Below are 25,399 nucleotides of genomic sequence, written 5' to 3'. Positions count from 1 at the left end.
CTATTCACCTCTCTTCCACGGCGGTAAACTTGTATCATTATCACTTTCTTCAGCAATTTCAGGAAGAATAATTGGAACATTTGCGTCAAAAACGGCGATGTCGATTAAAGCTAAATTACTTCTAATAAGGTCATGATAATATCCTTCACTTCCGTAAACTCTATAAGCTATCAAATCCCAAGTGTCACCACTTTGTGTCCTGTAAACTCTAACGTTAGCCATTATCCAAACGCCGTCCTTTCTTTTTTATTTTTAGCTTTCGCCAATGCCCTCATTACTGCTTTCTCAATTGCACTTGTATCGGCATTTCCATTTACTGTTATGCTAATATTGATAACATCTCCGCTGCTTGAACCTTCATTGCTTCTAAGCCCTGACATTCTCTCTTTTAGTTCACTAATTTTATCTCTAAAACTATTTCTAGTTTCACGATTATTCAATATTTGAGTACCACGAGGTAAATTCAATAACATTTCGTGTTCCGCTAAAAATGCTGGTTTACCAGGTATTTGAATTAATTCAGCTCCACGTTCTGCTACTGTTGTAAGTCCTCCACTCCAGTAGTTAGTTCCTGCTGCATTTTTCCCAAATCCTAAAAGTCCTCCAACTGCTCCAAGTCCTTTTGAAACCATATTTTTCAATCCGTTCCATTTATCCGTGAAAAATTTTACAACACCACTGATTGCACTTTTCAATCCAGAAGCAACTGCATCAAATGCTGATTTAATACCATTCCATACAGCGATTGCAGCTCCTTTTATTCCTTCCCAGGTTGATTTAAAGAATGAACCTACTGCTGTTATTCCGGATTTCAAACCGTTCCACAATGCTATTGCCGTTGATTTAATAGCATTCCATACAGGAATAACCACACCTTTAATTGCATTCCAAACAAATCGTGCAACTGCAACTAAACCTTTCCATATAGTTTTTATTATCATAATATTTGTCCTGATTACAACGACAATAGCAACAATAACAACTAAAATTACAGCTTTTATCACGGTCCATACAACCTTTACAGCTATTGTCAATACTTTCCAAGCCACTTTTATAATATTAATGTATGTCTTAATATATACAGCTATTATTTTAATCACCACAAGCACAACTGCTTTGATTGCATTCCAAACAGCAACCACAACAGGTTTCAAAACTCTCCATATAGCTTTTAAAACAGCGATAGATGCTTTTACAAGTATCGTTATTCCTTTCATTGCAACACTTGCTGCCATCTTAATAGCATTCCACACCTCCATTACTGTCGGTTTAATTATTTTCCAAACTAGTTTAATAAAATCAACACCTTGTTTAACAATATTTTTTATTCCTGTTATCACGTTCATTACAGTTGGTTTGATCCCTTGCCAGACTTGTTTTATAAAGTTAGCTACTGCTTTAAATATCGCATTCACTCCATTCCTAAACCAAGCACATTTATTATATAAAACTACAACAATTGCTATAACAGCCACTATTGCAACAATTATTAAAATAACAGGATTTGCCATAAAAGCCGCTTTGATCGCCAAGCCTACTTTTTTGAACATTGAGCCAATTTTAGATATTGTCGGAAATGCCGTTTTAAATCCTTCAGCAAAACTTCCAGCCGCTTTAAACTCATCAAATATATGAATTCCTTTAGATATTCCACTAAAAACTGGTGCAAATCCTTTAGCTAATCCACCAATACCTATTTTAAATGCTGCAAATCCCGCTACAGCTTTTAGAATATTTGCAGTTAATTGCGGATGTTTTTGTATTAATTGAGAAAATTTAGTAATAAGTGGACCAATAGAATTTGCAACTTGAACTAAACTTGGACCTAATGCCGAACCTAAATCTACACCCATGTTTACAACTCTATTTTTTAAAGTTGAAAAAGCATTTCCCATTGTTTTTAATCTTTGGTTGTATTCCTTATCGACACTTCCGGCTGTTTTTGCTCTGTCATGAGCTTTTTTCATGTTCGCACTAACATCATCAATATGGTTTGCTAATTCAGATGCTGATTGAATAGATTCTTTACCGAATAAATTTTTAAGTGTCGCAGCTTGAACATCCTTGGGAAGTTTTTTTATTCTTTGAAAAACATCAACTAAAGTTCCTTCTCCGTCTTTTGTCATTCTTTTAGCTACATCTTCTGCGTCTAATCCTAAAGATTTGAAAGCTGCTCTTGCACTTTTTGTTGCCGAACTTCCAGCCATTAATCCTAGTGATATATTTTTTAATCCAGTAGCCGCAACTTCAGATGGAACAGAAAATGATACTAAACTTGCTCCTAATGCCGCAACTCCTTCTTTGGAAATACCAGCCATTCCACCTAATCCTGCGACTCTGCTTGAAATATCTGCTACTTCTGGAGCTGTGACAGCCACGGTGTTTGCTAAATAATTAATTACATTAGCATACTGCATTACTCCATTCTGATCCAAATTAAGTTGTGCCCTTGTTTTCGCCAAAAAGTTTCCTGCTGCCTCAGTGTTCATATCAAAAGCAACTTTAATTTTAGCTGCATCTTTAGTATATCTTTCCAATTCATCTGTTTTTATTCCCGCTTGAGCCCCTGCTCCTGCAATTTGAAATAATTCTACTTGAGATAATGGACTGTTTTCACTAAAGTTTCTCATAGCTTTGTAAAATCCATCTTCCATTTTTTTAGAACTAAAATCAGCAACTTTTTTTAAGTCTGCTTGAGCATTTTCTAGATCAACTGCCAGTTTAACAGGAACAGCCAAAGCTCCAGCCATTCCCATACCTTGCATTATTTGCTTATCTCCAAAGTCTTTCATTTTTCCAACAGTTTCTTGTCTAGCATCGTATCTTTTTTGAGCTTCTTTCAGTTTGTTCATTTTCTCGATTTCTTTTTCAACTTCCTGAACCTTGTTTCTGTAGTTAGATAAACTAGCGCCTTCCGCTTCTATCTTGCTTCTTGCAGCTTCAAATACATGCTGTTGTCGTTCTTTTTGCTTATTCAATTTTCCAACATTTTTTTCAGCCTGTTCTATTTCCTTAGCCAGTTGTTTATTACTGCTTCCAGTTCTTTCATATTCGGCTTTCAATTTTTGCAAATGTTCAGCTGCCTTTTTATACTCCGAATTAATTTTATTTAATCCGTCACGAGCCTTGTCCATATTTTGAAACGCTTTTTGTGCTTTTTCCATGCTTTTGATTTCTTTTTCAAATTCTTTGACAGATTTCGTCGTATTTTTTAAAGCATTTGCAACTTGGCTCATTCCACTAATAGCACTAGCTACTGCCGCACCCAGAACTATGTTCAGTTCCAAATTTTTTGCCACAATATTCCTCCTTTTCTCTTAAATATGGTATAATATATTAAATAAATCAAAGAGGTGATTTTTATGAAAATTAATAAATCAGATAAAAAATATACTCCGCTAGAAATGACTTTAATAATATTATTTGGTCTAGTTGTATCTATTCCATCATTATTTTTCTTATTTATATTTATATCATTTATGTTTGCTATAAGTCCTGTAATCACAGTTATAGCTCTTATCGTAGTTCTATTTAAATTTTCATCAGTTTTCATTGGTGGGGACGACTAATCCCCTTTTTTTATTCACTCTCTTCTTGCCTTGCCTTTTCATCCTCAATCAACTTATTAGCCCTTGCTATCCAGTAATCCAGCTCATCAAATGTACATTTCATAAGCGTTTCATAACTGATATTCATTTTAAAATAGTTAAGTCCGCTCAATAAATCTGTAATCAAGTCTAAAAAATCATCTGTTATGCTTCCGTTGGAGCTTTCTCGTCCTTGTCTTCGTCCGTTCCCCAACCTTTTACTAAAAAATTCTTAGTTTGATTTACCACTTTTAAAAAGTCTTCAGCACCTAAGGTCATTAAATGCCCATATTTAATACCTGATGCCCTTTCAGCTACAGTCAATGCCCAAGCGTCATCAAAATCTTTAAAGTTTTCAGCATTAGATTTCATTCTTGATTTATAATCTTTTCCACATTCTAATAAATCTGCTCCTGTTAAATTATCCAGTTTTAAATCTATTTCTTTATATTTTTTACTTCCTAATTCATATTCTTTTGTTAATTTTATAATCATTCTTATCCTCCTAAATATGTCCTAATAATTGTCTTATGATATTGTTAAAACTTCCATTTACATTTGAAATTCCGTTCAATACATCAATTTCAATGATTGTTTTACCATTTATCGTTAATTTATAATAAGTAATACTCAAATCAAACGAACCTTCAAATTTTTTACCATTTTCAACTTTTGGACCATCAAATTTTGTGATAAATCCCTTTAATGTTGCATCTGCACCAGTTATTTTTGGTGAGTGCGTCATTCTATCTAACTGTTGCAAAGCTCCCAAACACTCTAGTGTGATTGAGTCATTATTATTAAAATTTAATAATGTGTCATTCATACTGTCCATTTTTACCTTAGCCGACATCTTTTTATAATGTCCAATTAACGGAGCTTCAAATTCAGCAGCCATACCAAATTGTTCAGTTGTTATTGTTGCTGATTCTACATTCGGAAGTTCTACTACTCCAACTCCTTCTAATGCGTTTGAACCATTGACATAAAGGTCAGCGTCAACAATTCCTAAAGGCAGTTTCTTTTTAGCCATTTCTTCATTCCTCCTATTTTCCTAAACTCTTCGCAAACTCAGTCAATGCGTCTACATCATATTTTTTCTTAAATGTTGCTGATTTCATGCCTGGAATTACTCCTAGCTTAATAACCCAAGTTATATCACCATTCATAACGTTAATAGGGTCGTTATCCTCGCTTGATAAAGTCGCACTTGCACTTAACAAATCATTTCTAGCCACAATAGCATTTAATCTAATATTCATTGATTTTGTTACTGTTTCGGCTAATTTTTTAGAAAATTTCTTATCCACTTTATCAAAATAGCTTATAACCAATTCATTCCCTATATACTTAAACATTCTACGAGTGTATATAAATTTGTCTTTCGGATCTGTTGCCATTGGATTAAGTGCTGTTTCAGACCCCCAGCAACGCCAACCTTTAAAATTAATAGCAGTTACCACTCCATTTTTATTTAATAAATTAGCTTGTTGCTCTTTGTCTAAGATTATTTCTTCAAGATTTCCACTCGAATTTTTCCAATATAAACTGTCGCATTTATATGAATAATTAGACGGAGTTTGTGATGGCACTCCACCATTTTCATTATCTACTGATAACGACAAAGCAGCATACTGAATAGACTGAATATATTTTTTACCAGCCAATCCCAATGTTCCATACAACACAATTTGGTCATTTCCGTTAATATTGTTGTCATCTTTCCATTTTGGGATTTGGTCATAAGGCTTGTCAATCGGCGCATTAATCAATGCAACTGCTTCAAACATATTCCCGTTTATATTTTTAGCTTTTGTTTGCATAATTGCAGCAACTTCACTATCGCTTGAAAAATCTGGAATATCAATGAAAGCTGGTAATTCCGAATATTTTAAATAAACTTCATCTAATAATTCTAATCCAGTTCTTTTCATTGTTGAAATATCGTATCCGCCTAAAGCCTGTGCTTTCGTTACTTTTGACAAGTCAATTTCTTCATATTCAATATCAATTTTAGTCCCATTTGACGGTTTAGCATATATTTCAAGTCCTTCATCTGTCCACATCGTTACAGCGTCTGAAATAACTTGTGATGTCGCATTTTCTTTAACCACTAATGTATCTGTTATCAATTTGTGGTTTGGAATAACAACTTTACCATTTGTTAAACTCAAATCATTTTGAGTTTTTTTAACCGTTTTATGTTTTTCGAGATCCAAGATATTCACAACATAAAGTGGCGCTACTTTATACAACTCAAAAAATACTTTTATCGCTTGTGAAATTGAAAAATCCAAATCGTAAGTGTCTCCAAAATACTGAATAGCTTCTTTATAAGTTCCTAGCCTTACAATTTCATTCACTCTTCTGTTTTCTTTTTTCACTTTATTCATCGGTGCAGTCCCTACAATAAAATGCCCATAATCCAGCACTATCGGTAGTGATATGTCACTCGATGTCTCAGTTTGATAAGTTCCGTGTTTGTAACCCATTATTCAGCCTCCTCTCTTATTTGGTCTTTAATTTGCTGTGTTACCGTTTCAAGCAATTTTTCATTTTGTAATGCTTCACTAGCTTGATTAACATCCACCAAAGTTCTTTTCAAAAGCGGATATTTCTCAAGTTTTGCTTCAATTACTTCATTGCTGTAGTAAATAACACCTTTTGTAAATCTAATATCTTTAAATTCAAGTGTATCTCCCAAATAAATATATTGCTTTTTATCTTCCATTATTCCTCCTTCAAAATTTCAGGCTCGACAGGATAATCCCAAACTGTAAATGTAATTCTTGAAAATATAAAATCTCCAAACTCGTCACAATATAACTCATACTTAAATTCTTTATCTTCCCGTATCGCCCAGCCGTTTTCATCATAAACTTTACCTAAAAGTTTTTTTCTAATTTCCTCACATCTATAAAGATTGTCAATATAATCCTCATTTTTAGTACCAACGATTATTTCAAAAGTAGCATCGCAATCATAACTGTCCATTCCTTCCGTAATTTGTCTGGAATTTAATAATCTCAAAGTCACGCAAGGAAAAAGTGGCTTTCTTTGTCCACTATTTTTATCAATCTCACTATATCTCCTGATAGGCAATGCTCCACGAAATATTTGTATTTGAGATTCAGCTTCCTTAAATTCCTCACACAAAAAATCATACAAACTTTTTTCAATTGCTTTAATACTCATATTTTCTTTCTTCCACCTATTCCTAATAAAATTCTAGAAAGTTCATGAAAAAATCTTTCTTCAGTTTTTTTATTTATAAATTCTTCCAAATCAGGCAAAGAATTCGTAGGTCCCAACATTTGTGGAGCAGAAGGTCCATATTTTCTTTGAATTGGCAATCTTCCACTTCCTGTTCTTTCAAATGCTCCCAAATGCCCATCTCTATAAGCTATAAATGTATTATCATTTAAAGAAAATGCACTTCCTGATTTCACAGCTGCTGTAACAGATGTTCGCCCTTGCCTAGTACTTGGATTTAATTGAAAATTATCTAATCCTAAATAGTTTCCACGCGAATGAATTTGCCCTATCAATTGATGTGGAAAAGCCTTTCTGACAGTTAAATTTTTCAATAATTCGCCATATTTTACTGTGTATGTTTTTGTCGCATTCCTTATCATTCGAGTTTTAGCCATGTTTGAAACTCTATTTATGGCAAGTGCAAATCCTCGATGCGCTTCTTCTGGAAATTCCTCAAACTTCTGTTCTATATTACTTAATAAAGTTTCATCAAATTGAATTGTAAACATCTAAATCAACTCCTAATAATCAGTGTATCTATACAAATCGAGTTCATACATACCAAAGTTTTCCTTGCAGTTTGCAACTATCCATTCTTTATCATCAAAATCTATCCTCATATTACCCTCAGGTTTATACTTCAAATATTTTTTATCAATAAACACCGTAATCCCTTCCTTGTAAAATCCACTTTCTATTGTTAATTTTCCACTAATTTCTTTTTCTTGAAAACTGTCCTCATCTGTCACACAAATAACATCAGTCCCATTCAAATTATGTGTTTCCCCAAACTCTTCTGAACTTAAAAATACATTTTGTATATCATTTTCTAAAATATCTTTAAAATTCATTCTTTTTGCCTACTTTTTCTTATTTTTATCTGATTTAGATTCAGAATCTGACACTCCTGTTTCTTCAGGAATGTCATTTATGTCTGCTTTTTTATTGTCTTTTTTCTCTATCAGTCCTCTATCAATACAATTTTCAATCACATCTTTTTCCAGTATTTGAACTTCTTCGCCGATATTTTGTATTTTCCCGCCATAAATAAACGATTCTTTAACTATATACACTGTCATCAACCATCACCTACTTAACTTTTAGAACTTTTAATGATTTTGTGTTCAAAGGAATTGTTACTGGTTTTGACATTGTACGGATTGTTATAGTATCATTTTCTTCCTTTGTGTGAGTTCTAGGAATTAAATCCCCTTCCAAAAGTCCATCATTAATTGTACTTACAGCTCCAAATTTTACTAAATTGCCTTTCGGTGCAAATAAAGCTGTATAGTCTGGAATAATTGCTTTTGTTTTAGTTTGTTTTGTAGTTTTATCCACATAATCGTAATATTCCTGATATTCAAAAACATCGATTCCTAATCCGGTCAATGTACCAATATAACTCGCACCATTTACACCCTCAACTTCAGGTCTTATGTCCCCAAAATAAGCATTTCTAAGATTCATCATATTTTGTACAGCTTTATTATTAATAAATAATTCCGCTGCCAACGGATCAAGAATTATTGCTTCTGGTCTAGTTCCTCCAGCTTTATTAATTTCGCTTAATACAGCCTTTATATCTTTAATTGGGTCAGAATTAGCATTGTCCCAAGTTGAAGCGACGGTTGTATGATGTTCCGTAGAAGAGTTATCATAATATTTGATTGTGTCTGATATTCCTTCTCCGTCGATTGTAGTTTGTAATTTATATAATGTTTCAGCTGCCATCGCTTCCCAACGTCTTGCAATCTGTTCGCTTTGTTCCTGCAAAGTTTCGGCAATTTTTTTCTGCCTTTTTGTATCAGGATCACTTTGTGAAAACGGATTTTCTCCTGGCAATCTTTCAAAGGTCAGTTCATCTGCATGAAACGTCTTTTTAGGAGCCACTGCATACGGTTTGAATGTTTTTCCTGAAAATGTATCTTTTGGCATTTCCTCTCCGTCAACATATCTATCGACAAATGGAGCCATCAATCTTCTACCATTTTTAAATTCAATAGTTACTGTTTCAGTATCCAAATTTTCTCTGTTTCCAAAAAACGTATCAAATAAAAATGTTCTTGGTCTCGGCATTGCCTCTGTTACTAAAAATAATGTTCTTAAACTCAAATCTAAATTCATGCTCATTGTTATTCCTTACCTCCTAATGTTCTTAAATAAATATTTCTGTCGCTGCATAACTCAATTACTTTTTCTTTTGTCGCTGTACCGAAGTTTACTTTTTCAATATTAAATTCTCCTTCAGTATAAACAGTTGTTTTCGTAGTAGCTCCAGTTGCATCGGCATCTCTTGTAACAATTCCAAACACTTTTCCAGTATCAGTTATTATTGCACCATCTTTATCCACAATATCCCCTCTTTTTACAGTTTTTCCAACCTGTAAAATAAGCTCCACTACAACTAGCTCTTTTTTGCCAACAATCAAATGATCTGACTCATTTGTATAATCATATTTCATATTTATTTACCACCTTTCTTAAAAAATGCTAAAATTTTATTTGCTGCTTTTTGCTCATCATTAACCCCATCATCATTACCTTTTGGCGTATTGTTAAGTGGTTTCCCTTCATCTTGTATTCTGTTAAGTTTATTTTGATTTTCCTGTTTCATTAAACTTACAATTTCCAATGCTAAATCTCTAGCATTTTTAGGCTCTTCAAATTTAGCTTTATCAACTACTTCGTGGTTATATCCTAAATTCTCAATTTCCTGTATCCTTGTTCTTTCTTCCTTTACTCCAATTTTTTTTCCTTCATTTACAATTTCGGCATAAATGTCAGGAAATTGTGCTTTTATTTCATCTTTTGTCATTTTTCCACTTCCTTTTCCATTATTTTTTATATTTTTATCAACATTAAAGTTTTTAAATTCCGCCATATTAAATACCATATTATTAGAAATAACCTTATTTTCAACTACTTGAATATCTGTGTTTTCGGTTATTTCGTCAATAAATCCATATTCCAATGCTTCTTCGGCGTTTAACCAAGTTTCGTTGTCCATTAATTCTGATAATTTCTCTTTATCAATATTAACCTTTTGCAAATAGGTTTCTGTTATTGAATTTTTGTATTTCTCAAGTACATCTGCCTGTTTCCTCATCTCTTCTGAATCCCCCATTGCAATTGTTGAGGGATTGTGTATCATAAACAAAGCATTTTTAGGCATTCTAACTGTATCTCCAGCACAGGTGATTAAAGTGGCTGCACTTGCTGCGATACCGTCAATATTTACAGTTACTTTAGCTTTGTGTCTTCTCAAAGCGTTACTAATTGCAATAGCAGTGTCAACTACTCCACCGTTTGAATTAATATAAACGTCAATATTTTCTACATCTAAGCCAGCCAAATATTCCGTTACTTCTTTAGCACTTACCGTATCTCCCCAAAAACTTTCAGCTATATCTCCATAAAGCATTAATTCAGCACTTTTATCATCATTTTTGACTAAATTCCATATAGTTTTATTCCTCTGGTTCATCGTTTGGTGGTTCGGTATAGATTGTCCCATCCAAAATCACTCCTTTCTCATTTGCTATTTTTTGTTCTTTTGCCAATATTTTTATATTTTGTTCAAAATCTCCCCCATTTAATTCAATAGTTTCACGGCTTCTCGTTGATAACCCAGCATTTATTCTCAAAATTGCCGCATTAACCTCTTTTATAGGATCTAACTGTCCTTGTGAAGTTCCACTCCAAATTGCATTACTGTATGCTTTTCTAATCAAAATGTCATTTTCAAAATCTTTTATTTCTATTCTTCCAAGCAAAACAGCCTCTCTTAGCCACTCTTCATAAATAAGTTGACAAAAATTTTTTGCAAACCATTCACGCTTTTTTCTAAAAGTCTTCCACGCTTCTAATAAAGCTGCTCTACTCGCCGAATAACTGCTTGTAAAGTGCATTATCATAAGTTCATAAGGAATGCCCAAGCTGCTTCCAATTTGCCGTATTATAGCTGTCATAAATGGGTCAAATTGTGCATTAGGTCTTGCTGGATTCACTGATGTCGCTTTTTCGCCTTTGTTAAGAGATACTATTGCACCGCTTGAAAGTTCCAGCGTTCCAGATTCTTCATTTGCTATGGCATCTTTTTGTCCGACGTTCGATAAATCCCCTGGATTTGTTTGAGGTATATCAGCTGATTCAATAAAAATTGTAAACATACTGCTGATGATTGCACTCGTTAATTCTGCATTCGTGTATCTGTCGAGCTGTTTCAAGCTTTCCATTACAGGAGCTAATATCGGTACACCCCTCACCTGTCCTGGACGCTCCGCAGTTGTCAAATGAATTATATTTAACTGATTTTCGTTTCCATACATTTTTACATATTTATACTGATTCATGCCTCTGATTTCATCATTTGGATTATGCTCTTGAATATAATAACCGTTAACACGCCCATTTTTGTCCAATTGTACTCCCTGAACAATAGAAGTGTCGCTCATTTTATTGCTTGGAGTATTTACTCTATCAGGCTCAATTATGGATAATTTCAAGCTATACGGATTTTCTGGAGTTTCAAAATAATTCAAATGAATAAAACATTCTCCATTTAACAACGTTGTCAAAAAAACTAAATCTTGAATTTCATAAAAATTAAGCAAACCTGTTTGATCTATTTTAGAATTGCTCCACAAATTAAATTCTTTTTCAATTTTTGTTTCTAACACTTCTATTTCATTTTCAGATAAATCTATAATATCTGAATCAATACTTGACTTTAATTTTAGCCCTGAACCAACAGCATTCATTTTCATTGTATTCAATGCTCCATTTGCCAAAGGTGCTCCCATATACAAATCTCTGGAACGAGCCACAAGTTTTTCACGGTAGTTATAAATATCATTCTTTACTCCACCTAGAGAAGCAAACCATCCTCTCAAAGATTTTTTACGGGTACTTGCCCCGTGTTCTCCATAACCTTTATTCATTATTTTTTGATTTTGGTTAAACAGCTTTAGCTTTTCTCTTGCTCCAACCATTTTTAATGCTTTTTCTGGATTAAATACTCCTACTGCCTTATCAAATAAATTCAATCATTTCCACCTCCTAACTATTACAAATCTCTTATTATAACCTGTACAGACTGTGTACGCCGTCCACTGTTTTGTGCAAGTGTTAAATTATGCTCCCATAATTGTCTAGCTTTTATAATTTCAGTTAAATCTGCTCTCGTCAGTTCTCTACTTCCAATTTTATAGCTCTGTCCTAACAATACAGCCTTTTCAGCCTCAATATATGAATTTATCATTTCTTTGCAAGTTTCTATACTATACATTTTTACCTCCCTATATTCCGCTACGAATTATTCGCCTGCCGCTATTTCTTTGTTGTGTCCTAAAACTATTAAGTACATCCGTTGAATACCGTATATTTAAGTTGGGGTTTGCTATTCTTAATGCCGCTTGTGCATAATTCCGAATGTCCAAAGGCTCATTTCTTTTGTCTCCAATTGTTTTCCACTCAATTTTAGCTTGTCCCTTGCTAAAAGTAACAACTTTTATTTCAGAAGTAAGCCCTTTGAAGTAAACTTCATCATATCCACGCTTAGGATCATTTGGATAGTGCATATATTTAGCTCCTGGTTCTGTTACTTTAAGATTGCTCATTATAGTATCCTTTCCAGTATTAACTCCCAACACAAATAAAGAGATTCCTCCTTTATTATTTTTACTAGGTCGTGAAATAAGAGGTCTTCCAGCTTCTCCACTTCCTTTTATTCCAAAAATATTCAACTGTTCTCTTGCTTTTACATACCTGTAAACATCGTCAGTATGATGTCCACCTGTATCAATACAAGTACAAGCAACTCTTATTTTCTCTCCATTCTGATATTCAAAATCTCTCATAAGAAATTCATCCAACGTATTCCACACATACGGCAACGCAGGATTTCCCATAATCACTTTATAATAAATCCCCCAGCTTTCTTCTCCTGGTCCCCATCCAACAATTTCAACTTCAAGCCTATTATCTTGAACATCCACTCCAGCAGTTAATACAGTAACTTTATCAGGTATTTCAATATCATTTATCGTACCATCTTCTTCGTTTATATATTCTCCATAATCCTCAGCTCTCGCTTGTATTTTTTCAAAATCAAATCTTTCAACTTTTTCTTCCCAGCATTCCCCAAGAGCTGTATTGACAAATACTTTCATTAATTGCTCGTCGCCTTTTGCTGCTCTAAATTTACGAATCATACTAGCCCATTTGGTGAACGGGCTATATAACTCTGATACATGAAACCCTCTTGAAATATGTGGGTCTACATCAGGATTGGTACTTCTCCATTCACCTTTAATAAGGTTTCGTTTCCACTCGTACTCTGTTGAAGTTTCCATACATTTCTCACATTTATGTGACACATCTTCAAAAACGATATTTCCCCATTTCAAAGTTTGCATCTCTCCACATTTTGGACAAGGAATATAATACTCGTCTTTTGAGCTATTCTCGTATTCAAGTTCTATCCTGCTCCCACCTTTGATAGTTGGTGTGCTTGTCAAAACTATTTTACTGTTTGGCCAAGTTTTTACCCTTTCAATCGCCAAATTCAATGGGTCTCCATCTTTTTTAGCACTTCGAGGGAAACGGTCAATTTCATCTGCTAATAAAATTCTAATTGGTCTACTTGCTAATTCTGAAGCTGAATTACTCCCAGTTAAAACAATGTATCCGCCTGAAAATTCTTTTTGCCTTTTTGTATCCCTGGCATCAGTACTTTCGATAACTTTGCTCCTAAGTTGTGGTGTCGATTGAATCATGTCATTAAGCCTTGTTGTTGAAAAATCAGCTGCCATATCTTTCGTGGGCATTAAAAACATAATCGGAGAAGGTTCGTAGTCCATAAAATATCCAACTGTATTCATAAGAATTTCTGTTTTTGATAGCTGAGCCCCATACATCATCACAACTTTTTCTGTATTTTTATCAGAAATTGCCCTCATTACTTCTCTTTGAAATGGCACTCTGTCAGTTTTCCATTTTCCCGGAATCGCTGAACTTTTAGTTGATAAAACTCTGTACATATCCGCCCAAGTATCAATTGTTAATTTTGGCGGTGGCTTTAAAACCAAAGCAATTTTTTTAAATAATTTAACTGTTCTTTTTAGGTCTTCCTCTAATTCTTTTTTCACTTTCAACTTTCACTTCCATATCTTCCTCATTTTCCACAAAAATTTTATTATTTTTAAACATTTCTGGATCGTACTCACTGAGTTCTTCCAAAACCTCGAATATTTCATCTTGAATAACATCCTGAATTTCCCCAAGATTATCCGAAGCAATAACTGCTGGTGCTACCTTGCTAGATATAGAAAGCAGCTTTCCTTTAATGTTCATAAGCATATCAGTCATTACTTTTTCTACAATTGACGCTAAATGTAATTGATTTTTAGTTTCCTTAATTTTTAAGTCTTTTAGTTCAACATCTTTTTTTATTCGTTTTATCTCTTCCTTAATCTTTTCATCTTTCAAATTCAAATCCACATCATTTTTAGATTCAATATACTCAATATATCCAAGTACATTTTCCCAAAATAGATACTTGCCTTTTTCCGTTTTTTTTATTATTCCTTCACTAGCTAAATTGCGGAGGTGTCTATCTGTTATACCTAGCAATTTTGCTAACTCGTTTGCCTTTATTATCTGATTCTCTTTTACTAACATAACACCTCCATTTCGGAACGGAACTAAAACTTAAAAAAGGCATCATACATATTTTTTTTGGGGCTTCGAACCCGTTCGCTCTTTTTTGACCTCTCAGAAGTACCTTTTTAATCAAAATTTTATTTTTTCTTTATTTCCACTTTAATATTTACTTGATATGCTCACTATTTTGAACATTTGCTCTCTATTTCTGTTAGCTTATCTCTTAATCCTTTGTCTTCTTCTCTCTGTTTCTTCATTCCTACTCTACATCTATCAAGATATCTGTTATATATCATTATCTTTAATCCATCTATCTTGTTATCTATATCTTTTTCAATCTCTTCTAATTTGTCCAAGAGTTCCAAATTTCTTTCGATTCTTTCTTTTATGTATTTTTTTGTCCCATAACAAATAATTTGAAATAGTATTAATATTACTGCTATATTAATAACAAAACTTGCAATCAATAATATAATTAACATTTGTTATCCCTTTCTTTGATTCTTAGACAAAAAAAGAGCCACTAAACAAATAGACTATTTCTAATCTATCTATTCAGCGGCTCACTCATCCGAGGTTTATTTGCCCCTATGATATTTTTTTGTTTTGTATTCTTTATCTTTTATTTCACCTTTTTTTATGTATAAAGTAATTTTGATATTATCCTCAAAAGTTTTTGCTGTTTTTAAATCTTGCAAAAAATACAAAACTTCTTTATCCTTTAAAAGCTCATTAATATCCTCTTGTGTAAGTTCTTTTTTTTTGTTCAATTTTACCTCCTAATTATACCTTATTTTTTATGTATTTGCAACCTTTTTCACACTCTAATCGCAAAAAACTTTATAATCCAAATCAATCCATAAATCACAAACAAATTTATTATTGTAGCAACTAAAAATATTATTACATTGCTTATGTTGAATCTGAATCTCTTTGCCTTGTTTTTATATACAATAACTAATTCACAAATGTATTTTAACAGCACTAAAGTGGCTGTTACTGTAATCAGTCCGTTTATCATTCTCATTATTATTCCCATTTATTCCTCCTCTGTTATCACGATTGCATTATCAATTGTAACTCTGCGATTATTCTCACTTATTAAATTTAATGATATTCTATCGCTTTCTTCTGAACTTCTTATTCTAATCATCCCCTTATACTCTTTCAAAAGTTTCCCATCTAAAGTATAAACTCTAACAATTCTTTTTAATCCACTTGTATTACTTTCGATATCTTTTTGACTATCTTCCCAACTTGCGCAACTTCCTAATAATCCTAAAATTGCAATTCCTAATAATAATTTCTTCATTTTGATTCCTTTCTAAAACATATTAAAATTTATTTGTTAGCCATATACCAAATACAAAGCTTAGAACTAATTTACTTAAATCCAAAAAATTTTTAGTTTGTGAGATGGATACAACTCCTATGAACAATAATATAAAACAAATTATCATTCTTATTATTTTACTTGACATTTCTACTCCTAACCTTTCTCTAATTAAAACGACTTTTCACGACTGTCATTTTTCCCTATAAACACTATATTTCAACCTGTTTTTCCAGCCAAAACGACTTTCTGCGACTGAACTTTTTTATTCCTTAAACGCTTTAAAATGCCCTTTATATATTTTCTTCAATTCCTTAACTTCTTCCTCGCTCTTTATTTCAAAAGGCTCTATATTCAGCTCTTTCAGTTTTGACATTAAATTTTTTCTACCACCACCAACTCCATGATCTACTCCTATATGCCACTCTGCTGACAAAGGCAAATAACTGTTCCCTATTCCTTTGTCATATTTGTAGCCTCCCAATGCTCCAGCACTTTTTGAAATATGTGCCAACTGTGCATTCGGTTTTCCTGTAATAACACATATTTTCTTTTTTAACATCCAGTACACCCAATTTCTATTTTCCTGTTGTCTATACAGTTCATGTATCTCCTGCCACATATCAATATCATTCTGCAAAAAATAGTCAAACAGGAAATTGGTAAATGCCACAGCTTCGGCATTACTCATTAATTTAAGTGCTAAACTAAAAGTATCATTCAGTTTTATAAACAACATTTGAATCTCGTCAGTTACAAAATCCATTAAATCGTTTGTGATTATATTAATTTTGCTTTCTTTCGTATAGTTCTTGTCAATTATATCTCCAATTCTGTCTTTCAGCTTGATTTCCATATTCTTAAAAGGCTCATATCCCTTTATATTCTTGCCACTGTGCCTGATATAAAGTTTTTTCAAGTCCTCCTTTGCCTTGTATAAAAAATAATCTGAAATGGCAGGCTTTTGCTTGCTAGTCTGCCAATTTATATCTACTCCTTTCAAATGATAGGCGTAGCAGTCTATAAACCAGTAAATTAGTTTTTGGTTTTCCCTGCTCATTCTCTTAGACATTTTCTCTTAGCCTTCCTTTTCTTAATAAATTTAATATTCTTGAACAAATTAGCATTTAACTTCATAAAATTAAAATCGCTGTCATTTACTTTTATTCCATTTAAAAGTCTTGACTTCATTCTTTCTAATACATTCTCATCCACTTTTTCTCCATCCTCTATTTTTAAAACATAATTTTATCATTTTTTATATTTTATATATGTTTTAATTTATACTATCGTATAATTTTTGCTATTTTTATATTTTATTTACTATTTGCATAAAAAAAATCACAGCTAAATTAATAACTGTGATTTTAAATATTTTTAATTGCTATTCTAACAACCCTTCCATAACTTCATTATGAAACTGCTCTACTTTTTCCGCTATTTCTAAAAATAGTTCTTCGTAATCTGATTTCAAATCTCCTATTATAACACTTGTATCTATCTGTTGCATTGGTATTGAAACCATTCTATGTGTCCTAATATACGATAATCTAGTCAAGTTTATTTTGGGAAATTTTGACGGATCTATTTCTATATCATATACTGGATTTACATTTATTCTGTTTGGAATAGTTGAAATAGGAAGAACTACATAATCATCATTTTCAGGACTTCTTAATACTAAAGCAGGTCTTGATTTGATTGAATTTCTATGTAATCTTGTATCGTAGTATTGAGTTAAACATCTGACTATTTTTCCTACCATCAAACCACCGCTTCATAGTCATCAAATTCATCATAGTACATATCCCACATATAGTCATAAGGTCTTACTTTCTTTGCATCTTCTCTTATATCTTCGGTTTGGATTTTAATCCTTCCGTTTTCTTCCTTTTTAAGTCCCTTTCGAGAATTCATCCAAGAAGTTTCTTTGTGTGTTAATGCACTTAATTTCCACGATGCTAATGCTCCGTATTCCTGAATTACATTATTTATTATGTATTTACTTTCACTTTTTATGTCTTCTGTTTCATAATTTATTCCGTCCGTTGTATAAGAAGTCCGTACCTCTCTTGATACAGGTCCATACTTCCAGCCTTCAAACACTTCATCAAAAAGAGGCTCATTTAAAATAGCAAATGTTTCTCTTTGTGAAAAATACAATAATTTTTGCAATTTCATTTCATCAATAATTTCTCCTGTCACTCTTTTATATTCATTAAAAATATATTGAGCAACATTTATTATTTTTTCCATATTGCCACCCTCCTCTTGTTATCATTTGACAATTAAATTATATCTTAAAAGTAGCGAAAGTGCAACAAAAATTTAGAGTTTTTTTGACATTGTAAAGTAAAATATTACAAATCACAGTTATTATTCAGTTGCCATTGTCCTTTTTTATAAAAAAATCACAGTCATTAGTTCAACAACTGTGATTCCATTTACTATTTGTTATCTATATTCATTTAAAAACCATTTTTCAGGATATTCTTTTAGTATTTTTTCTAATTCTTTCGTAAAAACGTCGTATAATCTATCACTATATTCAGGATCGTTTGCTATTTCTTCTGCCACTTCATCATTAATGACAAGTTTTGTTCCATCTTTTTCTATTTTTTCATACCATTGCCCTGTCTCAGGTATCATTTCTTCAATAAATAATTGTAAAAATATTTTTGCTTTATCTACCATTTTAAGCCCCCATTTCTTCTTGTTCGATTATTGGTAATACACCTTTATCTTTTAAAAAATTGTATAAGAATATTCTTCCTTTTTGTGTCCAATACATATGCGGTTTTCCGTCAGGTGTTCCATCACTTCTTACAAAAGCATTTGTTTTTGTTTGTGTATATCCGTAAATTGCATACTTTTGATATAAAAACCATACTCCGCTTTGGTTATATTGGATTCCAAATTCATGTAACATTTTATTAAATCCTTTTGCAGCCATTCCATAATCTTTAGCAATCATTGTTGTACTTAATAAATCCTTACATTGCAAAATCAAATCATAATATAATGCCTTCGGTTGCAATTCTATTATCTGCTGTTCCTGAACTTTATTAGTAAATTTAAGATTTTCATTTTCTTGTCTTACTTTTCCATAATTAATTAGAAGTTCTCCTATTTTTTCAGGTTCATTCATTATACTGTTCCATACATCGTCAGTCATATACATTCCTGTTTTTCTTATTGCTGGAATAACTTCTGATGTTATCCACTTTCTAAATGGTTTTGCTTCCTTTTTGTCGCTTCTTACAATCAAAGCGTACAATCCACTTTCATTAATAAAATTGGTATTTCCTTGACGACCTATGTTAAACATAGACCGTTCATCTTCATCCAATCTCTGTACAGCTTGAGTAACATTTTTTATTTCCAAAATATCGCAAACATCTTTTGCACAAACCCATACCTCATTATCCACCAATATTGTTCTTACACTTCCTAAATTTTCTTTACTGAATATTTGAAATCTTTCATCATTTATAACTTTTAAATCGTACATTCTTTATCCTCCATTATACTATATTTTTTCTTTCAATTCTTGCCACTTTTTCAGCGACTTCTTTTTCTTCGTTTCTTTGAACCAATGTGTCTATGTTTGAACCAGCCTCATAGTATTCTCTTTTAATTGTTTGATGATATTCACCCAAAGCATCTTCCAAATCCATTAATTTATCCAAATTTTCTTTAGACAACATCTCATACATTTCCTCTAATAAATCAAATACCACCTTTTTTGCTGATTTTAACTTGTGATTGTGTTCATCCAGTAAACTTTCTGTAATTTCAAATCCTAGCTCTTGTCTAAGTGTCATAAAAATTTCCTCCTAAAAATATTGATTTTTTGGAGTTTATACAGTATAATAAAGTTGGTTGGACAGTTTATACTGTATTCTCCTAAAGCCTAACTAAAAGGATTTTAGGAGATTTTTTATTTCTTTTTCAATATTAACTGGTTGTTCTCTTCATCAAAAAACAATTCAACGGTTCTGTCTTCTGGTGTAACCCCTAATTTTCTTAACCAAGTGATAGGTACTGTCAATCTAGTTGCAGTTCCGTTTCCAGCTTTGTAAAAAGAAATATTTAAATCTCTTTTTTCCATTTCTTCTCCTTTCGTTAGTCCCATATAACTATAACATATTGGGACTAACTTGTCAACTACTTTTTTTAAATTTTTTATTATACTCTATAAACTCCACAATATTTCTAGGTTTCACAGTTATTATATTTAGTTGCCATTGTCCTACTTATGCACTTTAACTTGTATACACATAAGTTAATAACTTTCTTTCGTTCTCTCATTCATATTCTTAAGCCACTTCTCATGATGTATTTTCAAAAACTCTTCTTGGGAAACATCTAAATTTTCTAATATTTTCCCGACTAACTCAAACCATATACTTAAAAATTCAAGATTTAAAATATTACTTAATTGAATTAAATTTTCTTCTATTTTATCACTTAGAACAACTGCCCCTCCTAAAAATTCGCTCCAAACTGTTTCACTCAAGAAATCCTGTCCTTTCTTATTATTTTTAAGACTTAATGCAAAATGCATGCAATCACTTAATTCTTCTAATGTTTTTCTTTTGTCCATCTCTTTAAAATTATTTTTCCAGTAACACCATTTTGGCTTTAATTCGTGAATAAATTCGCCAACCTCATCTATATAAGCCACTCTAATTTTGTTAGGATCAATTTCTTCCGTCCCCATTTTATCTTTAAATTTCTCATCCAGCATTGCCTGTCTTCTTAGCAATTCTTTTACATCAAATGTTTTTAACGCTTCCATCTATTTCAGCTCCTCCAGTTCAATTTCTACTTTATTAAATCCACAGCCAACTAACTTTTTCACGTTAAGTTCTTCAATTTGCGAATCATCTTCATAAATAATTTTAGTCATTGAATCCAAAATCGCCTTATTATAGTTGTCTATATCTCTTTTTCTCTTATCCTTGAAATAAAGCGATATATGGACTTTTAAACCATTATCCAAAGGTTTACGCCTAAATTGCTTTTTAAGTTCACTACGAGCTGTTTCCTCGAATATCTTGCCCTTTTTAGACTTATACCTCCCATTTGGTTTATTTATCCAAAGTGTATTTACACTTGGTGGTACAGTCGATAATTCCAATTTTATCATTTATTTCCTCCGTCAATTTTATATACTACCCCTTTATGTTATAATATTAGTGCCAGTAAGATTAATACAAAAGGAGGTGTTTTTATGCGATTGAATCCTGATTGTATTCGTGATATACTTTTACAAGTTGAAAACGGAAGTTTTACACTTCCTAATCGTTCAAGAATCCAAGATACTTTTTTTGAAGAATTAGAATTTTTAAAAAACTATTCTTCAATTGAAATTTTCTATCATATCAATCAATGTAATATGATGGATTTTATTCTAATATCAGAAAATTTAAAAGAAACCACTATCTATGATTTAACACCCGCAGGTCATTCTTTTTTGGCGGATATTAGAAACAATACTATTTGGAACAAAACCAAATCCACTGCGAAAGAGCTAGGAATTAATTCTTTACATGGATTTAAAGAAATTTCAGTAAATGTTATTGCGGCTATCATCAGCAGCAAATTTACTAGAAAATAATATTTCTAATTCCATACCCAGCAATTGAGTTAAGTATTTTATTTCGTCTTTTCTTAGTTCTGGGTATTTTTCAATCACATCATCTCTTAACTCTCCGCTTAATTTTTTTAAATTTTCAAACCGCTCTTTTGCTTCATCTAAAAAATCCATTTTCTTATCTCCCTTTCTTTTTCTCTATCAACCTTGCTAACCTCTCAATTTTTTTGTTATTCTTATCAATCAAAATTCCGTTCTCGTTAATTGCTTTTGTTTTCTCATTTATCGTTTTCTGCATTCTCTTGTTAGCTGTTCTCATCTTTTTGTTTTCTGATTCAAGCTTTTTTATTTCACTTTGTATTTTCTCCATTTATCCTCCTACCCAAAAATTTCTTCAAAAATTTCTTTTTTCACTTCTTTTCTTCTGCTTTCCCAATTAAATGCTAGACCTTTGCAGTTCTCTTTTAACCTGTCAAGAACATCATCGCTGCCATTTATGCTTAAATATTCCGACATCTGCTCAGGATCTAACGTTGTTGAGATTATTAAGCACTTTTCTTTTTCGTAAAGCATATTAAATATATCAAACAGTTTTTCTTTTCCCCACTCTTGACTTAAATATTCTTTACCTAAGTCATCAAGAATTATCAAGTCTGCTTTTAATAAGTCATTAAGCACATCTTCTTCATCCTGATCTTGCATTTTCCAAGTTTTTTTTATTCTTTTGTAAATGTTCATCAAGCTTGTGCGGTAAACTCTGTAATTCTTGCATAATTCGTTATAAATGCACAAGCTATAAAAAGTCTTGCCTGTCCCTCTTACACCGTAAAAATACAGTCCTATTCCATTTTCGAGAGCCATTTCAAAGTTTTTGCAGTATTTTTCAAGCATGACTTTTATTTTTTTCTCCTTGTCACTTTTTACAATTGCTTTTTCAAAAGTGCAATTATTAATTTTTTTAGGCAAATTCGACAATCTTTTAAAATATTTTATTTCCATTTTTCTTTTATTTTCTGCCATGTCAACATCGGAAAATGATGGAAAACTGCTAAAACTCAATGTCGTAGTTTGGTTTTCTTTCTCCAGCTTTATTCTTTCTACCCTCTGTTTTATTATATCTGACACCTTTTGCATTGCTATTTCCTCCGTTTTTTGTATTTTTATAGTTCTCTACCCATTCAGGCTCTAATCCTGTCCATTCCCTTTCTTTAGCGATTTCTATTGCTTCCGAAAGCCGTTTGGAATCAGGAAAATCTTTCAACAATTTGTTAATAGGAGCTATTGTCTTTATTGTTTTTTTTATTTCTTTGCGATATTTTATGTATTCTAAAATCAAGGCTTTGTATTCGTCTGATTTTTCAAGTTTGTTTACAAAGTCTTCAATTTTACTTTTTGTCTTTTCTTTTTTACTTTTTTCTTTTATATTATATTGGGTATTTTTAATTGTGTTTTTTTCATTGTGTTTTTTTAGATTTACATTTTTGTCACTATCGGAAGTGACACCTGTGTCATCTAGGGAAGTGACAACTATGTCACTATCATTTTTGTCATTATCAATTTTGTCACTATTAAGAGCAACATTTTTTAGATAATAAATGTTCGTTTGATTGAATCTTCTCTTTTTCTCAATTAATCCTTTTTCTTCCAGCTTTTTCATATATCTTATTACCGTTCTTTTATCTTTTCCTATAATTTCAGCTAATTTCTCAACGCTCGGAAAGCATTTTCCTTCTGCGTCCGCAAACCTTGCTAAAATCATATACATTGATTTGACTTCAAAAGACAAGTCAGTTCTATCTATTAGTTCATTTTCAACCCAGAACCAACCTTTTTTTCTTATATCCCTCATCTTTTTCCTCTCCCTACATCTTGTGTTCTTATCAAATTTATGTTATAATTAACACAAGATATAGTATTTTATAAATTTTTGTTAGCACTCCTAGGAGTGCTTTTTTTGTTTTGTTCTTTTAATCTCTTAAACTCGTTTTCTATCATTTTTCCTATTATATAAAACTCATCTTCAATTACTCTTATGAAAAAAGCCTACAAAATGCTTAAAGAAGCTAAAGAATGGTTTCCTGGTATGTAATCAAAATTTTCTAAAATAATGTTTCAATTCAATTCCCAGTGTTTCGGTTATTAATTCAACATCTATTTCCGTTATTTCTGGGAATTTTTTCTCTATAATTTCTCTAAATTCTTTTGTAAGTTTCCTTACTTTGTCAATTCTGTCATTATAATCATAAGAATTTATTTTCTCGTTCATCTCACACCTCCTTGCTTTTCTTTTGGATTGTTAATTTTTATGATATACTTCTAATATCGCACAGAGTGGAAAGAGGTATACTATGAACGAAATTATTGCAAATTTATTAATTGAAAATCTTTATCAAGAAATTAAAATTGCTGCACTTGCAAAAATACTGTTTGAAAACAACATAATTTCTGAAAAAGAATTCAATGACAAAACTTCAAAATTATTAAAAGATAAAGATTTTTTGAAAAAACAACTAAATAAGATATTACCTGAAGATACATACCAAGAAATATTTCATAATATCTTAAACGACTTTATGGCTGACTAAATAACCAAAATTAAAATAACTCTGTGCGTTTTTTCTTTTCTTCTCTGTTCATACCTTTTAATATTTTTATAACAGACTTTAGAATATTGTCTTTTCGTTTTTTTCTTTTTCTGCAATAATTTTTATATCTCCCGCTCTTTCTGTACATCTCACACCTCCTCTCTCAATATTTTTCTGTAATTTGTTTTTAGTTACATTTAACTTCAAAAAAAAATGAGAAAGGTACATTTAAAGCAACTGCCCACTTTTCAAGAGTTTTAGTATTTATAGTTTTTCCGTTTTTTAATCTATTCAAAACAAAAGATAACGCTGACTTTGATATTCCAATTTTATTAGCTAACTCTCCTTTGCTTAAACCTTTTCGATTCCTTGCAAATTCTATATTTGCATAAACATTTTTATGATATTCGCTCATTGTCATTATTCTCACCTCCTATATATTGTAATTTATTTTTAGTTACAAGTCAAGTGTTTTTTTAAATTTTTACAAAAAGCAACAAAAAAGAAGCCCTTTACAGCTTCTTATATTTTTAACAATTATTTTTCTCAAAATAAATATTTTTATTTCATCGTTATTGCTTCAGGACGAATTAACGGAATATTTATCATAAACCTTTCTTGAATTTTAAATATAATTTGCCCTATAAAATACAAAACGTTGTCTTCTCCAACCTGATCCAACATTGCCTTTTCTCCTGCAATTTCTAAAGCTGATTTCCATTTTGTTCCCTCGGTTACATCTCTGTCCAAAAACTCATCAAAATAAACATTTATTTCATCGTAATAAACAATCAACGCTTGTTTTAAATCTTCTGCTGTTCTAACGGATTTGAATAATTCTTCTATTCGATTTCTTTTCTTTTTTATTTCTTGCAATATATGATCCAAAGTTTTGTTCTTTAGTTCTATATTCTTATCTTGCAATCTTTGACCTAACAATCTGACTCCAATTTGCAACATCGAGTATAAAAAATTAGGATGAGATAAAGCAACATCGTAAATTTCTTTGACTTTTTGTCCGTGATTTCCGTCGTATATAGCTTTTAAAGTTCTGTCTATCAGCTCTAACGTATGGCTAAAAAAATCCTCGTTTATAACTTCCAACTCATATTCCTCGAACATATTATTTATATGATCAGTAATTCCGTGTGTTCCATCTTTCCAAGGTTTTCTTCCTGCTATTTTGTTTCTTATTGTGACTCCTTTTATCCTTCCTGTTTCCATAAGATAAACATCATAATCTTTTAATCTGGGTTTCACAACTGTTGCCATCATCGTAACTGTTGCTTTCACCATTACTTCTGTAACTGACATTCTGTTGATTTCCGCTATCATTTTTATTCTGTTACCAACTTGTATTTCATCTAATTCGTACATT

The 25,399-nt window shown here is 31.7% G+C and carries 42 protein-coding genes; 3 read left to right on the top strand and 39 right to left on the bottom strand.

Annotated elements, in window-relative coordinates; all coding sequences use genetic code 11:
• Together BCB68_RS05455 and BCB68_RS05450 are read right to left on the bottom strand one after the other, a co-directional pair.
• The gene (locus BCB68_RS05455; RefSeq protein WP_094079862.1) at nucleotides 1–222 is read right to left on the bottom strand and encodes a tail protein X; all 222 of its coding nucleotides are present in this window, start codon (nucleotides 220–222) and stop codon (nucleotides 1–3) included.
• Nucleotides 222–3,299 (bottom strand): phage tail tape measure protein, encoded by a 3,078-nt coding sequence (locus BCB68_RS05450; RefSeq protein ID WP_094079861.1) that lies wholly within the window; start codon nucleotides 3,297–3,299, stop codon nucleotides 222–224. The genes BCB68_RS05455 and BCB68_RS05450 overlap by 1 nt, the downstream gene beginning before the upstream one ends.
• A 63-nt stretch (nucleotides 3,300–3,362) precedes the next feature.
• Here BCB68_RS05450 and BCB68_RS10530 point away from each other — a divergent pair, with 63 nt between their 5' ends.
• Complete coding sequence (locus BCB68_RS10530; RefSeq protein WP_157697354.1) at nucleotides 3,363–3,569, top strand: hypothetical protein; 207 nt, start codon at nucleotides 3,363–3,365, stop codon at nucleotides 3,567–3,569.
• Nucleotides 3,570–3,579: 10 nt separating this feature from the next.
• On the opposite strand, the gene BCB68_RS10525 is transcribed toward BCB68_RS10530, so the two are convergent.
• The 30 genes from BCB68_RS10525 to BCB68_RS05310 all read right to left on the bottom strand — a co-directional run bounded on the left by BCB68_RS10525 (nucleotide 3,580) and on the right by BCB68_RS05310 (nucleotide 20,989).
• The gene (locus tag BCB68_RS10525) at nucleotides 3,580–3,735 is read right to left on the bottom strand and encodes a hypothetical protein (RefSeq protein WP_157697353.1); all 156 of its coding nucleotides are present in this window, start codon (nucleotides 3,733–3,735) and stop codon (nucleotides 3,580–3,582) included.
• Between the two features lie 17 nt (nucleotides 3,736–3,752).
• Nucleotides 3,753–4,082: a hypothetical protein gene (locus tag BCB68_RS05440; protein ID WP_068154658.1), complete on the bottom strand. Its 330-nt coding sequence runs from the start codon at nucleotides 4,080–4,082 to the stop codon at nucleotides 3,753–3,755.
• A gap of 10 nt (nucleotides 4,083–4,092) precedes the next feature.
• Complete coding sequence (locus BCB68_RS05435; protein ID WP_094079859.1) at nucleotides 4,093–4,620, bottom strand: phage major tail tube protein; 528 nt, start codon at nucleotides 4,618–4,620, stop codon at nucleotides 4,093–4,095.
• Nucleotides 4,621–4,633: 13 nt separating this feature from the next.
• Nucleotides 4,634–6,079 (bottom strand): phage tail sheath protein, encoded by a 1,446-nt coding sequence (locus tag BCB68_RS05430; protein WP_094079858.1) that lies wholly within the window; start codon nucleotides 6,077–6,079, stop codon nucleotides 4,634–4,636.
• Nucleotides 6,079–6,318: a hypothetical protein gene (locus BCB68_RS05425; protein WP_018450284.1), complete on the bottom strand. Its 240-nt coding sequence runs from the start codon at nucleotides 6,316–6,318 to the stop codon at nucleotides 6,079–6,081. The genes BCB68_RS05430 and BCB68_RS05425 overlap by 1 nt, the downstream gene beginning before the upstream one ends.
• Entirely contained in the window at nucleotides 6,318–6,782 is a 465-nt protein-coding gene (locus BCB68_RS05420) for a hypothetical protein (RefSeq protein ID WP_094079857.1), read from the bottom strand. Before BCB68_RS05420 ends, BCB68_RS05425 begins: the two co-directional genes overlap by 1 nt.
• Nucleotides 6,779–7,351, bottom strand: coding sequence for a hypothetical protein (locus tag BCB68_RS05415; RefSeq protein ID WP_094079856.1), 573 nt, complete (start codon nucleotides 7,349–7,351; stop codon nucleotides 6,779–6,781). The genes BCB68_RS05420 and BCB68_RS05415 overlap by 4 nt, the downstream gene beginning before the upstream one ends.
• A 12-nt stretch (nucleotides 7,352–7,363) precedes the next feature.
• Nucleotides 7,364–7,693: a hypothetical protein gene (locus BCB68_RS05410; protein WP_094079855.1), complete on the bottom strand. Its 330-nt coding sequence runs from the start codon at nucleotides 7,691–7,693 to the stop codon at nucleotides 7,364–7,366.
• Nucleotides 7,694–7,702: 9 nt separating this feature from the next.
• On the bottom strand, nucleotides 7,703–7,921 hold the full coding sequence (locus BCB68_RS05405; RefSeq protein ID WP_094079854.1) for a hypothetical protein: 219 nt from the start codon (nucleotides 7,919–7,921) through the stop codon (nucleotides 7,703–7,705).
• A gap of 10 nt (nucleotides 7,922–7,931) precedes the next feature.
• Nucleotides 7,932–8,972 carry a major capsid protein gene (locus BCB68_RS05400; protein WP_094079853.1) on the bottom strand — a complete coding sequence of 347 codons (1,041 nt, stop codon included), beginning with the start codon at nucleotides 8,970–8,972 and terminating at the stop codon, nucleotides 7,932–7,934.
• 2 nt (nucleotides 8,973–8,974) lie between these two features.
• Nucleotides 8,975–9,304 (bottom strand): hypothetical protein, encoded by a 330-nt coding sequence (locus tag BCB68_RS05395; protein ID WP_094079852.1) that lies wholly within the window; start codon nucleotides 9,302–9,304, stop codon nucleotides 8,975–8,977.
• A 2-nt stretch (nucleotides 9,305–9,306) separates the two neighbouring features.
• Nucleotides 9,307–10,356, bottom strand: a complete 1,050-nt coding sequence (locus BCB68_RS05390) for a head maturation protease, ClpP-related (protein ID WP_237048564.1) — start codon at nucleotides 10,354–10,356, stop codon at nucleotides 9,307–9,309.
• The gene (locus BCB68_RS05385) at nucleotides 10,310–11,887 is read right to left on the bottom strand and encodes a phage portal protein (protein WP_094079850.1); all 1,578 of its coding nucleotides are present in this window, start codon (nucleotides 11,885–11,887) and stop codon (nucleotides 10,310–10,312) included. Before BCB68_RS05385 ends, BCB68_RS05390 begins: the two co-directional genes overlap by 47 nt.
• A gap of 20 nt (nucleotides 11,888–11,907) precedes the next feature.
• Nucleotides 11,908–12,129 carry a DUF6148 family protein gene (locus tag BCB68_RS05380; protein ID WP_232052820.1) on the bottom strand — a complete coding sequence of 74 codons (222 nt, stop codon included), beginning with the start codon at nucleotides 12,127–12,129 and terminating at the stop codon, nucleotides 11,908–11,910.
• 10 nt (nucleotides 12,130–12,139) lie between these two features.
• On the bottom strand, nucleotides 12,140–13,990 hold the full coding sequence (locus BCB68_RS05375) for a phage terminase large subunit family protein (RefSeq protein ID WP_237048563.1): 1,851 nt from the start codon (nucleotides 13,988–13,990) through the stop codon (nucleotides 12,140–12,142).
• On the bottom strand, nucleotides 13,950–14,522 hold the full coding sequence (locus BCB68_RS05370; RefSeq protein WP_094079848.1) for a MerR family transcriptional regulator: 573 nt from the start codon (nucleotides 14,520–14,522) through the stop codon (nucleotides 13,950–13,952). The genes BCB68_RS05375 and BCB68_RS05370 overlap by 41 nt, the downstream gene beginning before the upstream one ends.
• A gap of 164 nt (nucleotides 14,523–14,686) precedes the next feature.
• A complete protein-coding gene (locus BCB68_RS05365; protein WP_094079847.1) occupies nucleotides 14,687–14,986 on the bottom strand; it encodes a hypothetical protein in 300 nt (99 codons plus the stop codon).
• A 96-nt stretch (nucleotides 14,987–15,082) separates the two neighbouring features.
• The gene (locus tag BCB68_RS05360; RefSeq protein WP_094079846.1) at nucleotides 15,083–15,274 is read right to left on the bottom strand and encodes a hypothetical protein; all 192 of its coding nucleotides are present in this window, start codon (nucleotides 15,272–15,274) and stop codon (nucleotides 15,083–15,085) included.
• Between the two features lie 47 nt (nucleotides 15,275–15,321).
• On the bottom strand, nucleotides 15,322–15,543 hold the full coding sequence (locus tag BCB68_RS05355) for a hypothetical protein (RefSeq protein WP_094079845.1): 222 nt from the start codon (nucleotides 15,541–15,543) through the stop codon (nucleotides 15,322–15,324).
• On the bottom strand, nucleotides 15,544–15,816 hold the full coding sequence (locus tag BCB68_RS05350) for a hypothetical protein (RefSeq protein ID WP_094079844.1): 273 nt from the start codon (nucleotides 15,814–15,816) through the stop codon (nucleotides 15,544–15,546).
• 286 nt (nucleotides 15,817–16,102) lie between these two features.
• Nucleotides 16,103–16,909 carry a putative HNHc nuclease gene (locus BCB68_RS05345; RefSeq protein ID WP_094079843.1) on the bottom strand — a complete coding sequence of 269 codons (807 nt, stop codon included), beginning with the start codon at nucleotides 16,907–16,909 and terminating at the stop codon, nucleotides 16,103–16,105.
• Complete coding sequence (locus BCB68_RS10520) at nucleotides 16,894–17,052, bottom strand: hypothetical protein (protein WP_157697352.1); 159 nt, start codon at nucleotides 17,050–17,052, stop codon at nucleotides 16,894–16,896. Before BCB68_RS10520 ends, BCB68_RS05345 begins: the two co-directional genes overlap by 16 nt.
• A 169-nt stretch (nucleotides 17,053–17,221) precedes the next feature.
• A complete protein-coding gene (locus BCB68_RS05340; protein ID WP_094079842.1) occupies nucleotides 17,222–17,602 on the bottom strand; it encodes a type II toxin-antitoxin system PemK/MazF family toxin in 381 nt (126 codons plus the stop codon).
• On the bottom strand, nucleotides 17,602–18,093 hold the full coding sequence (locus BCB68_RS05335) for a Panacea domain-containing protein (protein ID WP_094079841.1): 492 nt from the start codon (nucleotides 18,091–18,093) through the stop codon (nucleotides 17,602–17,604). Before BCB68_RS05335 ends, BCB68_RS05340 begins: the two co-directional genes overlap by 1 nt.
• Before the next feature lie 198 nt (nucleotides 18,094–18,291).
• Nucleotides 18,292–18,531 carry a hypothetical protein gene (locus BCB68_RS05330; RefSeq protein WP_094079840.1) on the bottom strand — a complete coding sequence of 80 codons (240 nt, stop codon included), beginning with the start codon at nucleotides 18,529–18,531 and terminating at the stop codon, nucleotides 18,292–18,294.
• A 1-nt stretch (nucleotide 18,532) separates the two neighbouring features.
• Nucleotides 18,533–19,348: a phage antirepressor gene (locus BCB68_RS10865; protein ID WP_094079839.1), complete on the bottom strand. Its 816-nt coding sequence runs from the start codon at nucleotides 19,346–19,348 to the stop codon at nucleotides 18,533–18,535.
• Nucleotides 19,349–19,361: 13 nt separating this feature from the next.
• Complete coding sequence (locus BCB68_RS05320) at nucleotides 19,362–19,661, bottom strand: hypothetical protein (protein WP_094079838.1); 300 nt, start codon at nucleotides 19,659–19,661, stop codon at nucleotides 19,362–19,364.
• A gap of 116 nt (nucleotides 19,662–19,777) precedes the next feature.
• Nucleotides 19,778–19,948, bottom strand: coding sequence for an AbrB/MazE/SpoVT family DNA-binding domain-containing protein (locus BCB68_RS10515; protein ID WP_155801913.1), 171 nt, complete (start codon nucleotides 19,946–19,948; stop codon nucleotides 19,778–19,780).
• Between the two features lie 174 nt (nucleotides 19,949–20,122).
• On the bottom strand, nucleotides 20,123–20,638 hold the full coding sequence (locus BCB68_RS05315; RefSeq protein WP_094079837.1) for a dUTP diphosphatase: 516 nt from the start codon (nucleotides 20,636–20,638) through the stop codon (nucleotides 20,123–20,125).
• Complete coding sequence (locus tag BCB68_RS05310; RefSeq protein ID WP_094079836.1) at nucleotides 20,639–20,989, bottom strand: RusA family crossover junction endodeoxyribonuclease; 351 nt, start codon at nucleotides 20,987–20,989, stop codon at nucleotides 20,639–20,641.
• Nucleotides 20,990–21,073: 84 nt separating this feature from the next.
• Between BCB68_RS05310 and BCB68_RS05305 the strand changes: the two genes are divergently transcribed.
• Nucleotides 21,074–21,460, top strand: coding sequence for a DUF2513 domain-containing protein (locus BCB68_RS05305; RefSeq protein WP_094079835.1), 387 nt, complete (start codon nucleotides 21,074–21,076; stop codon nucleotides 21,458–21,460).
• Here BCB68_RS05305 and BCB68_RS05300 read toward each other — a convergent pair.
• From BCB68_RS05300 to BCB68_RS10510, 5 genes are all read right to left on the bottom strand, one after another.
• The gene (locus BCB68_RS05300; RefSeq protein WP_094079834.1) at nucleotides 21,410–21,610 is read right to left on the bottom strand and encodes a hypothetical protein; all 201 of its coding nucleotides are present in this window, start codon (nucleotides 21,608–21,610) and stop codon (nucleotides 21,410–21,412) included. The genes BCB68_RS05305 and BCB68_RS05300 overlap by 51 nt on opposite strands.
• Nucleotides 21,611–21,614: 4 nt before the next feature.
• A complete protein-coding gene (locus BCB68_RS05295) occupies nucleotides 21,615–21,806 on the bottom strand; it encodes a hypothetical protein (RefSeq protein ID WP_094079833.1) in 192 nt (63 codons plus the stop codon).
• An 8-nt stretch (nucleotides 21,807–21,814) separates the two neighbouring features.
• Nucleotides 21,815–22,570: an ATP-binding protein gene (locus BCB68_RS05290; RefSeq protein ID WP_094079832.1), complete on the bottom strand. Its 756-nt coding sequence runs from the start codon at nucleotides 22,568–22,570 to the stop codon at nucleotides 21,815–21,817.
• Complete coding sequence (locus BCB68_RS05285) at nucleotides 22,485–23,285, bottom strand: helix-turn-helix domain-containing protein (protein ID WP_094079831.1); 801 nt, start codon at nucleotides 23,283–23,285, stop codon at nucleotides 22,485–22,487. The genes BCB68_RS05290 and BCB68_RS05285 overlap by 86 nt, the downstream gene beginning before the upstream one ends.
• Before the next feature lie 240 nt (nucleotides 23,286–23,525).
• Nucleotides 23,526–23,702, bottom strand: a complete 177-nt coding sequence (locus BCB68_RS10510; RefSeq protein WP_156440367.1) for a hypothetical protein — start codon at nucleotides 23,700–23,702, stop codon at nucleotides 23,526–23,528.
• Between the two features lie 82 nt (nucleotides 23,703–23,784).
• On the opposite strand from BCB68_RS10510, the gene BCB68_RS05280 reads away from it, so the two are divergent.
• Nucleotides 23,785–24,021, top strand: a complete 237-nt coding sequence (locus BCB68_RS05280) for a hypothetical protein (protein ID WP_094079830.1) — start codon at nucleotides 23,785–23,787, stop codon at nucleotides 24,019–24,021.
• A gap of 187 nt (nucleotides 24,022–24,208) precedes the next feature.
• On the opposite strand, the gene BCB68_RS05275 is transcribed toward BCB68_RS05280, so the two are convergent.
• Both BCB68_RS05275 and BCB68_RS05270 read right to left on the bottom strand, forming a co-directional pair.
• Entirely contained in the window at nucleotides 24,209–24,442 is a 234-nt protein-coding gene (locus BCB68_RS05275) for a helix-turn-helix domain-containing protein (protein ID WP_094079829.1), read from the bottom strand.
• A 140-nt stretch (nucleotides 24,443–24,582) separates the two neighbouring features.
• On the bottom strand, nucleotides 24,583–25,398 hold the full coding sequence (locus BCB68_RS05270; protein ID WP_094079828.1) for a hypothetical protein: 816 nt from the start codon (nucleotides 25,396–25,398) through the stop codon (nucleotides 24,583–24,585).
• Nucleotide 25,399: the final 1 nt, after the last annotated feature.

Origin of the sequence: Leptotrichia sp. oral taxon 498, from assembly GCF_002240055.1 — a bacterium.
GTDB lineage: Bacteria > Fusobacteriota > Fusobacteriia > Fusobacteriales > Leptotrichiaceae > Leptotrichia > Leptotrichia rugosa.
Note: the sequence above shows the minus strand (reverse complement) of the source record. Positions and strands in the feature narration are given on the sequence as shown.

What these genes read in the sequence shown, in the direction of transcription:
- BCB68_RS05435 (WP_094079859.1), bottom strand. Translation starts at nt 4,620, where the DNA reads ATGGCTAAAAAGAAACTGCCTTTAGGAATTGTTGACGCTGACCTTTAT.
- BCB68_RS10515 (WP_155801913.1), bottom strand. Translation starts at nt 19,948, where the DNA reads ATGGAAAAAAGAGATTTAAATATTTCTTTTTACAAAGCTGGAAACGGA.
- BCB68_RS05355 (WP_094079845.1), bottom strand. Translation starts at nt 15,543, where the DNA reads ATGGGAATAATAATGAGAATGATAAACGGACTGATTACAGTAACAGCC.
- BCB68_RS05380 (WP_232052820.1), bottom strand. Translation starts at nt 12,129, where the DNA reads ATGTATAGTATAGAAACTTGCAAAGAAATGATAAATTCATATATTGAG.
- BCB68_RS05455 (WP_094079862.1), bottom strand. Translation starts at nt 222, where the DNA reads ATGGCTAACGTTAGAGTTTACAGGACACAAAGTGGTGACACTTGGGAT.
- BCB68_RS05295 (WP_094079833.1), bottom strand. Translation starts at nt 21,806, where the DNA reads ATGGAGAAAATACAAAGTGAAATAAAAAAGCTTGAATCAGAAAACAAA.
- BCB68_RS05425 (WP_018450284.1), bottom strand. Translation starts at nt 6,318, where the DNA reads ATGGAAGATAAAAAGCAATATATTTATTTGGGAGATACACTTGAATTT.
- BCB68_RS05405 (WP_094079854.1), bottom strand. Translation starts at nt 7,921, where the DNA reads ATGACAGTGTATATAGTTAAAGAATCGTTTATTTATGGCGGGAAAATA.
- BCB68_RS05280 (WP_094079830.1), top strand. Translation starts at nt 23,785, where the DNA reads ATGAACGAAATTATTGCAAATTTATTAATTGAAAATCTTTATCAAGAA.
- BCB68_RS05415 (WP_094079856.1), bottom strand. Translation starts at nt 7,351, where the DNA reads ATGTTTACAATTCAATTTGATGAAACTTTATTAAGTAATATAGAACAG.
- BCB68_RS05365 (WP_094079847.1), bottom strand. Translation starts at nt 14,986, where the DNA reads ATGTTAATTATATTATTGATTGCAAGTTTTGTTATTAATATAGCAGTA.
- BCB68_RS05315 (WP_094079837.1), bottom strand. Translation starts at nt 20,638, where the DNA reads ATGGAAGCGTTAAAAACATTTGATGTAAAAGAATTGCTAAGAAGACAG.
- BCB68_RS05420 (WP_094079857.1), bottom strand. Translation starts at nt 6,782, where the DNA reads ATGAGTATTAAAGCAATTGAAAAAAGTTTGTATGATTTTTTGTGTGAG.
- BCB68_RS05320 (WP_094079838.1), bottom strand. Translation starts at nt 19,661, where the DNA reads ATGACACTTAGACAAGAGCTAGGATTTGAAATTACAGAAAGTTTACTG.
- BCB68_RS05370 (WP_094079848.1), bottom strand. Translation starts at nt 14,522, where the DNA reads ATGTTAGTAAAAGAGAATCAGATAATAAAGGCAAACGAGTTAGCAAAA.
- BCB68_RS05330 (WP_094079840.1), bottom strand. Translation starts at nt 18,531, where the DNA reads ATGGTAGATAAAGCAAAAATATTTTTACAATTATTTATTGAAGAAATG.
- BCB68_RS05430 (WP_094079858.1), bottom strand. Translation starts at nt 6,079, where the DNA reads ATGGGTTACAAACACGGAACTTATCAAACTGAGACATCGAGTGACATA.
- BCB68_RS10510 (WP_156440367.1), bottom strand. Translation starts at nt 23,702, where the DNA reads ATGAACGAGAAAATAAATTCTTATGATTATAATGACAGAATTGACAAA.
- BCB68_RS05390 (WP_237048564.1), bottom strand. Translation starts at nt 10,356, where the DNA reads ATGGGACAATCTATACCGAACCACCAAACGATGAACCAGAGGAATAAA.
- BCB68_RS10865 (WP_094079839.1), bottom strand. Translation starts at nt 19,348, where the DNA reads ATGTACGATTTAAAAGTTATAAATGATGAAAGATTTCAAATATTCAGT.
- BCB68_RS05440 (WP_068154658.1), bottom strand. Translation starts at nt 4,082, where the DNA reads ATGATTATAAAATTAACAAAAGAATATGAATTAGGAAGTAAAAAATAT.
- BCB68_RS05290 (WP_094079832.1), bottom strand. Translation starts at nt 22,570, where the DNA reads ATGCAAAAGGTGTCAGATATAATAAAACAGAGGGTAGAAAGAATAAAG.
- BCB68_RS05275 (WP_094079829.1), bottom strand. Translation starts at nt 24,442, where the DNA reads ATGACAATGAGCGAATATCATAAAAATGTTTATGCAAATATAGAATTT.
- BCB68_RS05300 (WP_094079834.1), bottom strand. Translation starts at nt 21,610, where the DNA reads ATGGATTTTTTAGATGAAGCAAAAGAGCGGTTTGAAAATTTAAAAAAA.
- BCB68_RS05270 (WP_094079828.1), bottom strand. Translation starts at nt 25,398, where the DNA reads ATGTACGAATTAGATGAAATACAAGTTGGTAACAGAATAAAAATGATA.
- BCB68_RS05345 (WP_094079843.1), bottom strand. Translation starts at nt 16,909, where the DNA reads ATGTCTAAGAGAATGAGCAGGGAAAACCAAAAACTAATTTACTGGTTT.
- BCB68_RS05350 (WP_094079844.1), bottom strand. Translation starts at nt 15,816, where the DNA reads ATGAAGAAATTATTATTAGGAATTGCAATTTTAGGATTATTAGGAAGT.
- BCB68_RS05310 (WP_094079836.1), bottom strand. Translation starts at nt 20,989, where the DNA reads ATGATAAAATTGGAATTATCGACTGTACCACCAAGTGTAAATACACTT.
- BCB68_RS05410 (WP_094079855.1), bottom strand. Translation starts at nt 7,693, where the DNA reads ATGAATTTTAAAGATATTTTAGAAAATGATATACAAAATGTATTTTTA.
- BCB68_RS05305 (WP_094079835.1), top strand. Translation starts at nt 21,074, where the DNA reads ATGCGATTGAATCCTGATTGTATTCGTGATATACTTTTACAAGTTGAA.
- BCB68_RS05400 (WP_094079853.1), bottom strand. Translation starts at nt 8,972, where the DNA reads ATGAGCATGAATTTAGATTTGAGTTTAAGAACATTATTTTTAGTAACA.
- BCB68_RS10530 (WP_157697354.1), top strand. Translation starts at nt 3,363, where the DNA reads ATGAAAATTAATAAATCAGATAAAAAATATACTCCGCTAGAAATGACT.
- BCB68_RS05340 (WP_094079842.1), bottom strand. Translation starts at nt 17,602, where the DNA reads ATGGTAGGAAAAATAGTCAGATGTTTAACTCAATACTACGATACAAGA.
- BCB68_RS05285 (WP_094079831.1), bottom strand. Translation starts at nt 23,285, where the DNA reads ATGAGGGATATAAGAAAAAAAGGTTGGTTCTGGGTTGAAAATGAACTA.
- BCB68_RS05395 (WP_094079852.1), bottom strand. Translation starts at nt 9,304, where the DNA reads ATGAAATATGATTATACAAATGAGTCAGATCATTTGATTGTTGGCAAA.
- BCB68_RS05335 (WP_094079841.1), bottom strand. Translation starts at nt 18,093, where the DNA reads ATGGAAAAAATAATAAATGTTGCTCAATATATTTTTAATGAATATAAA.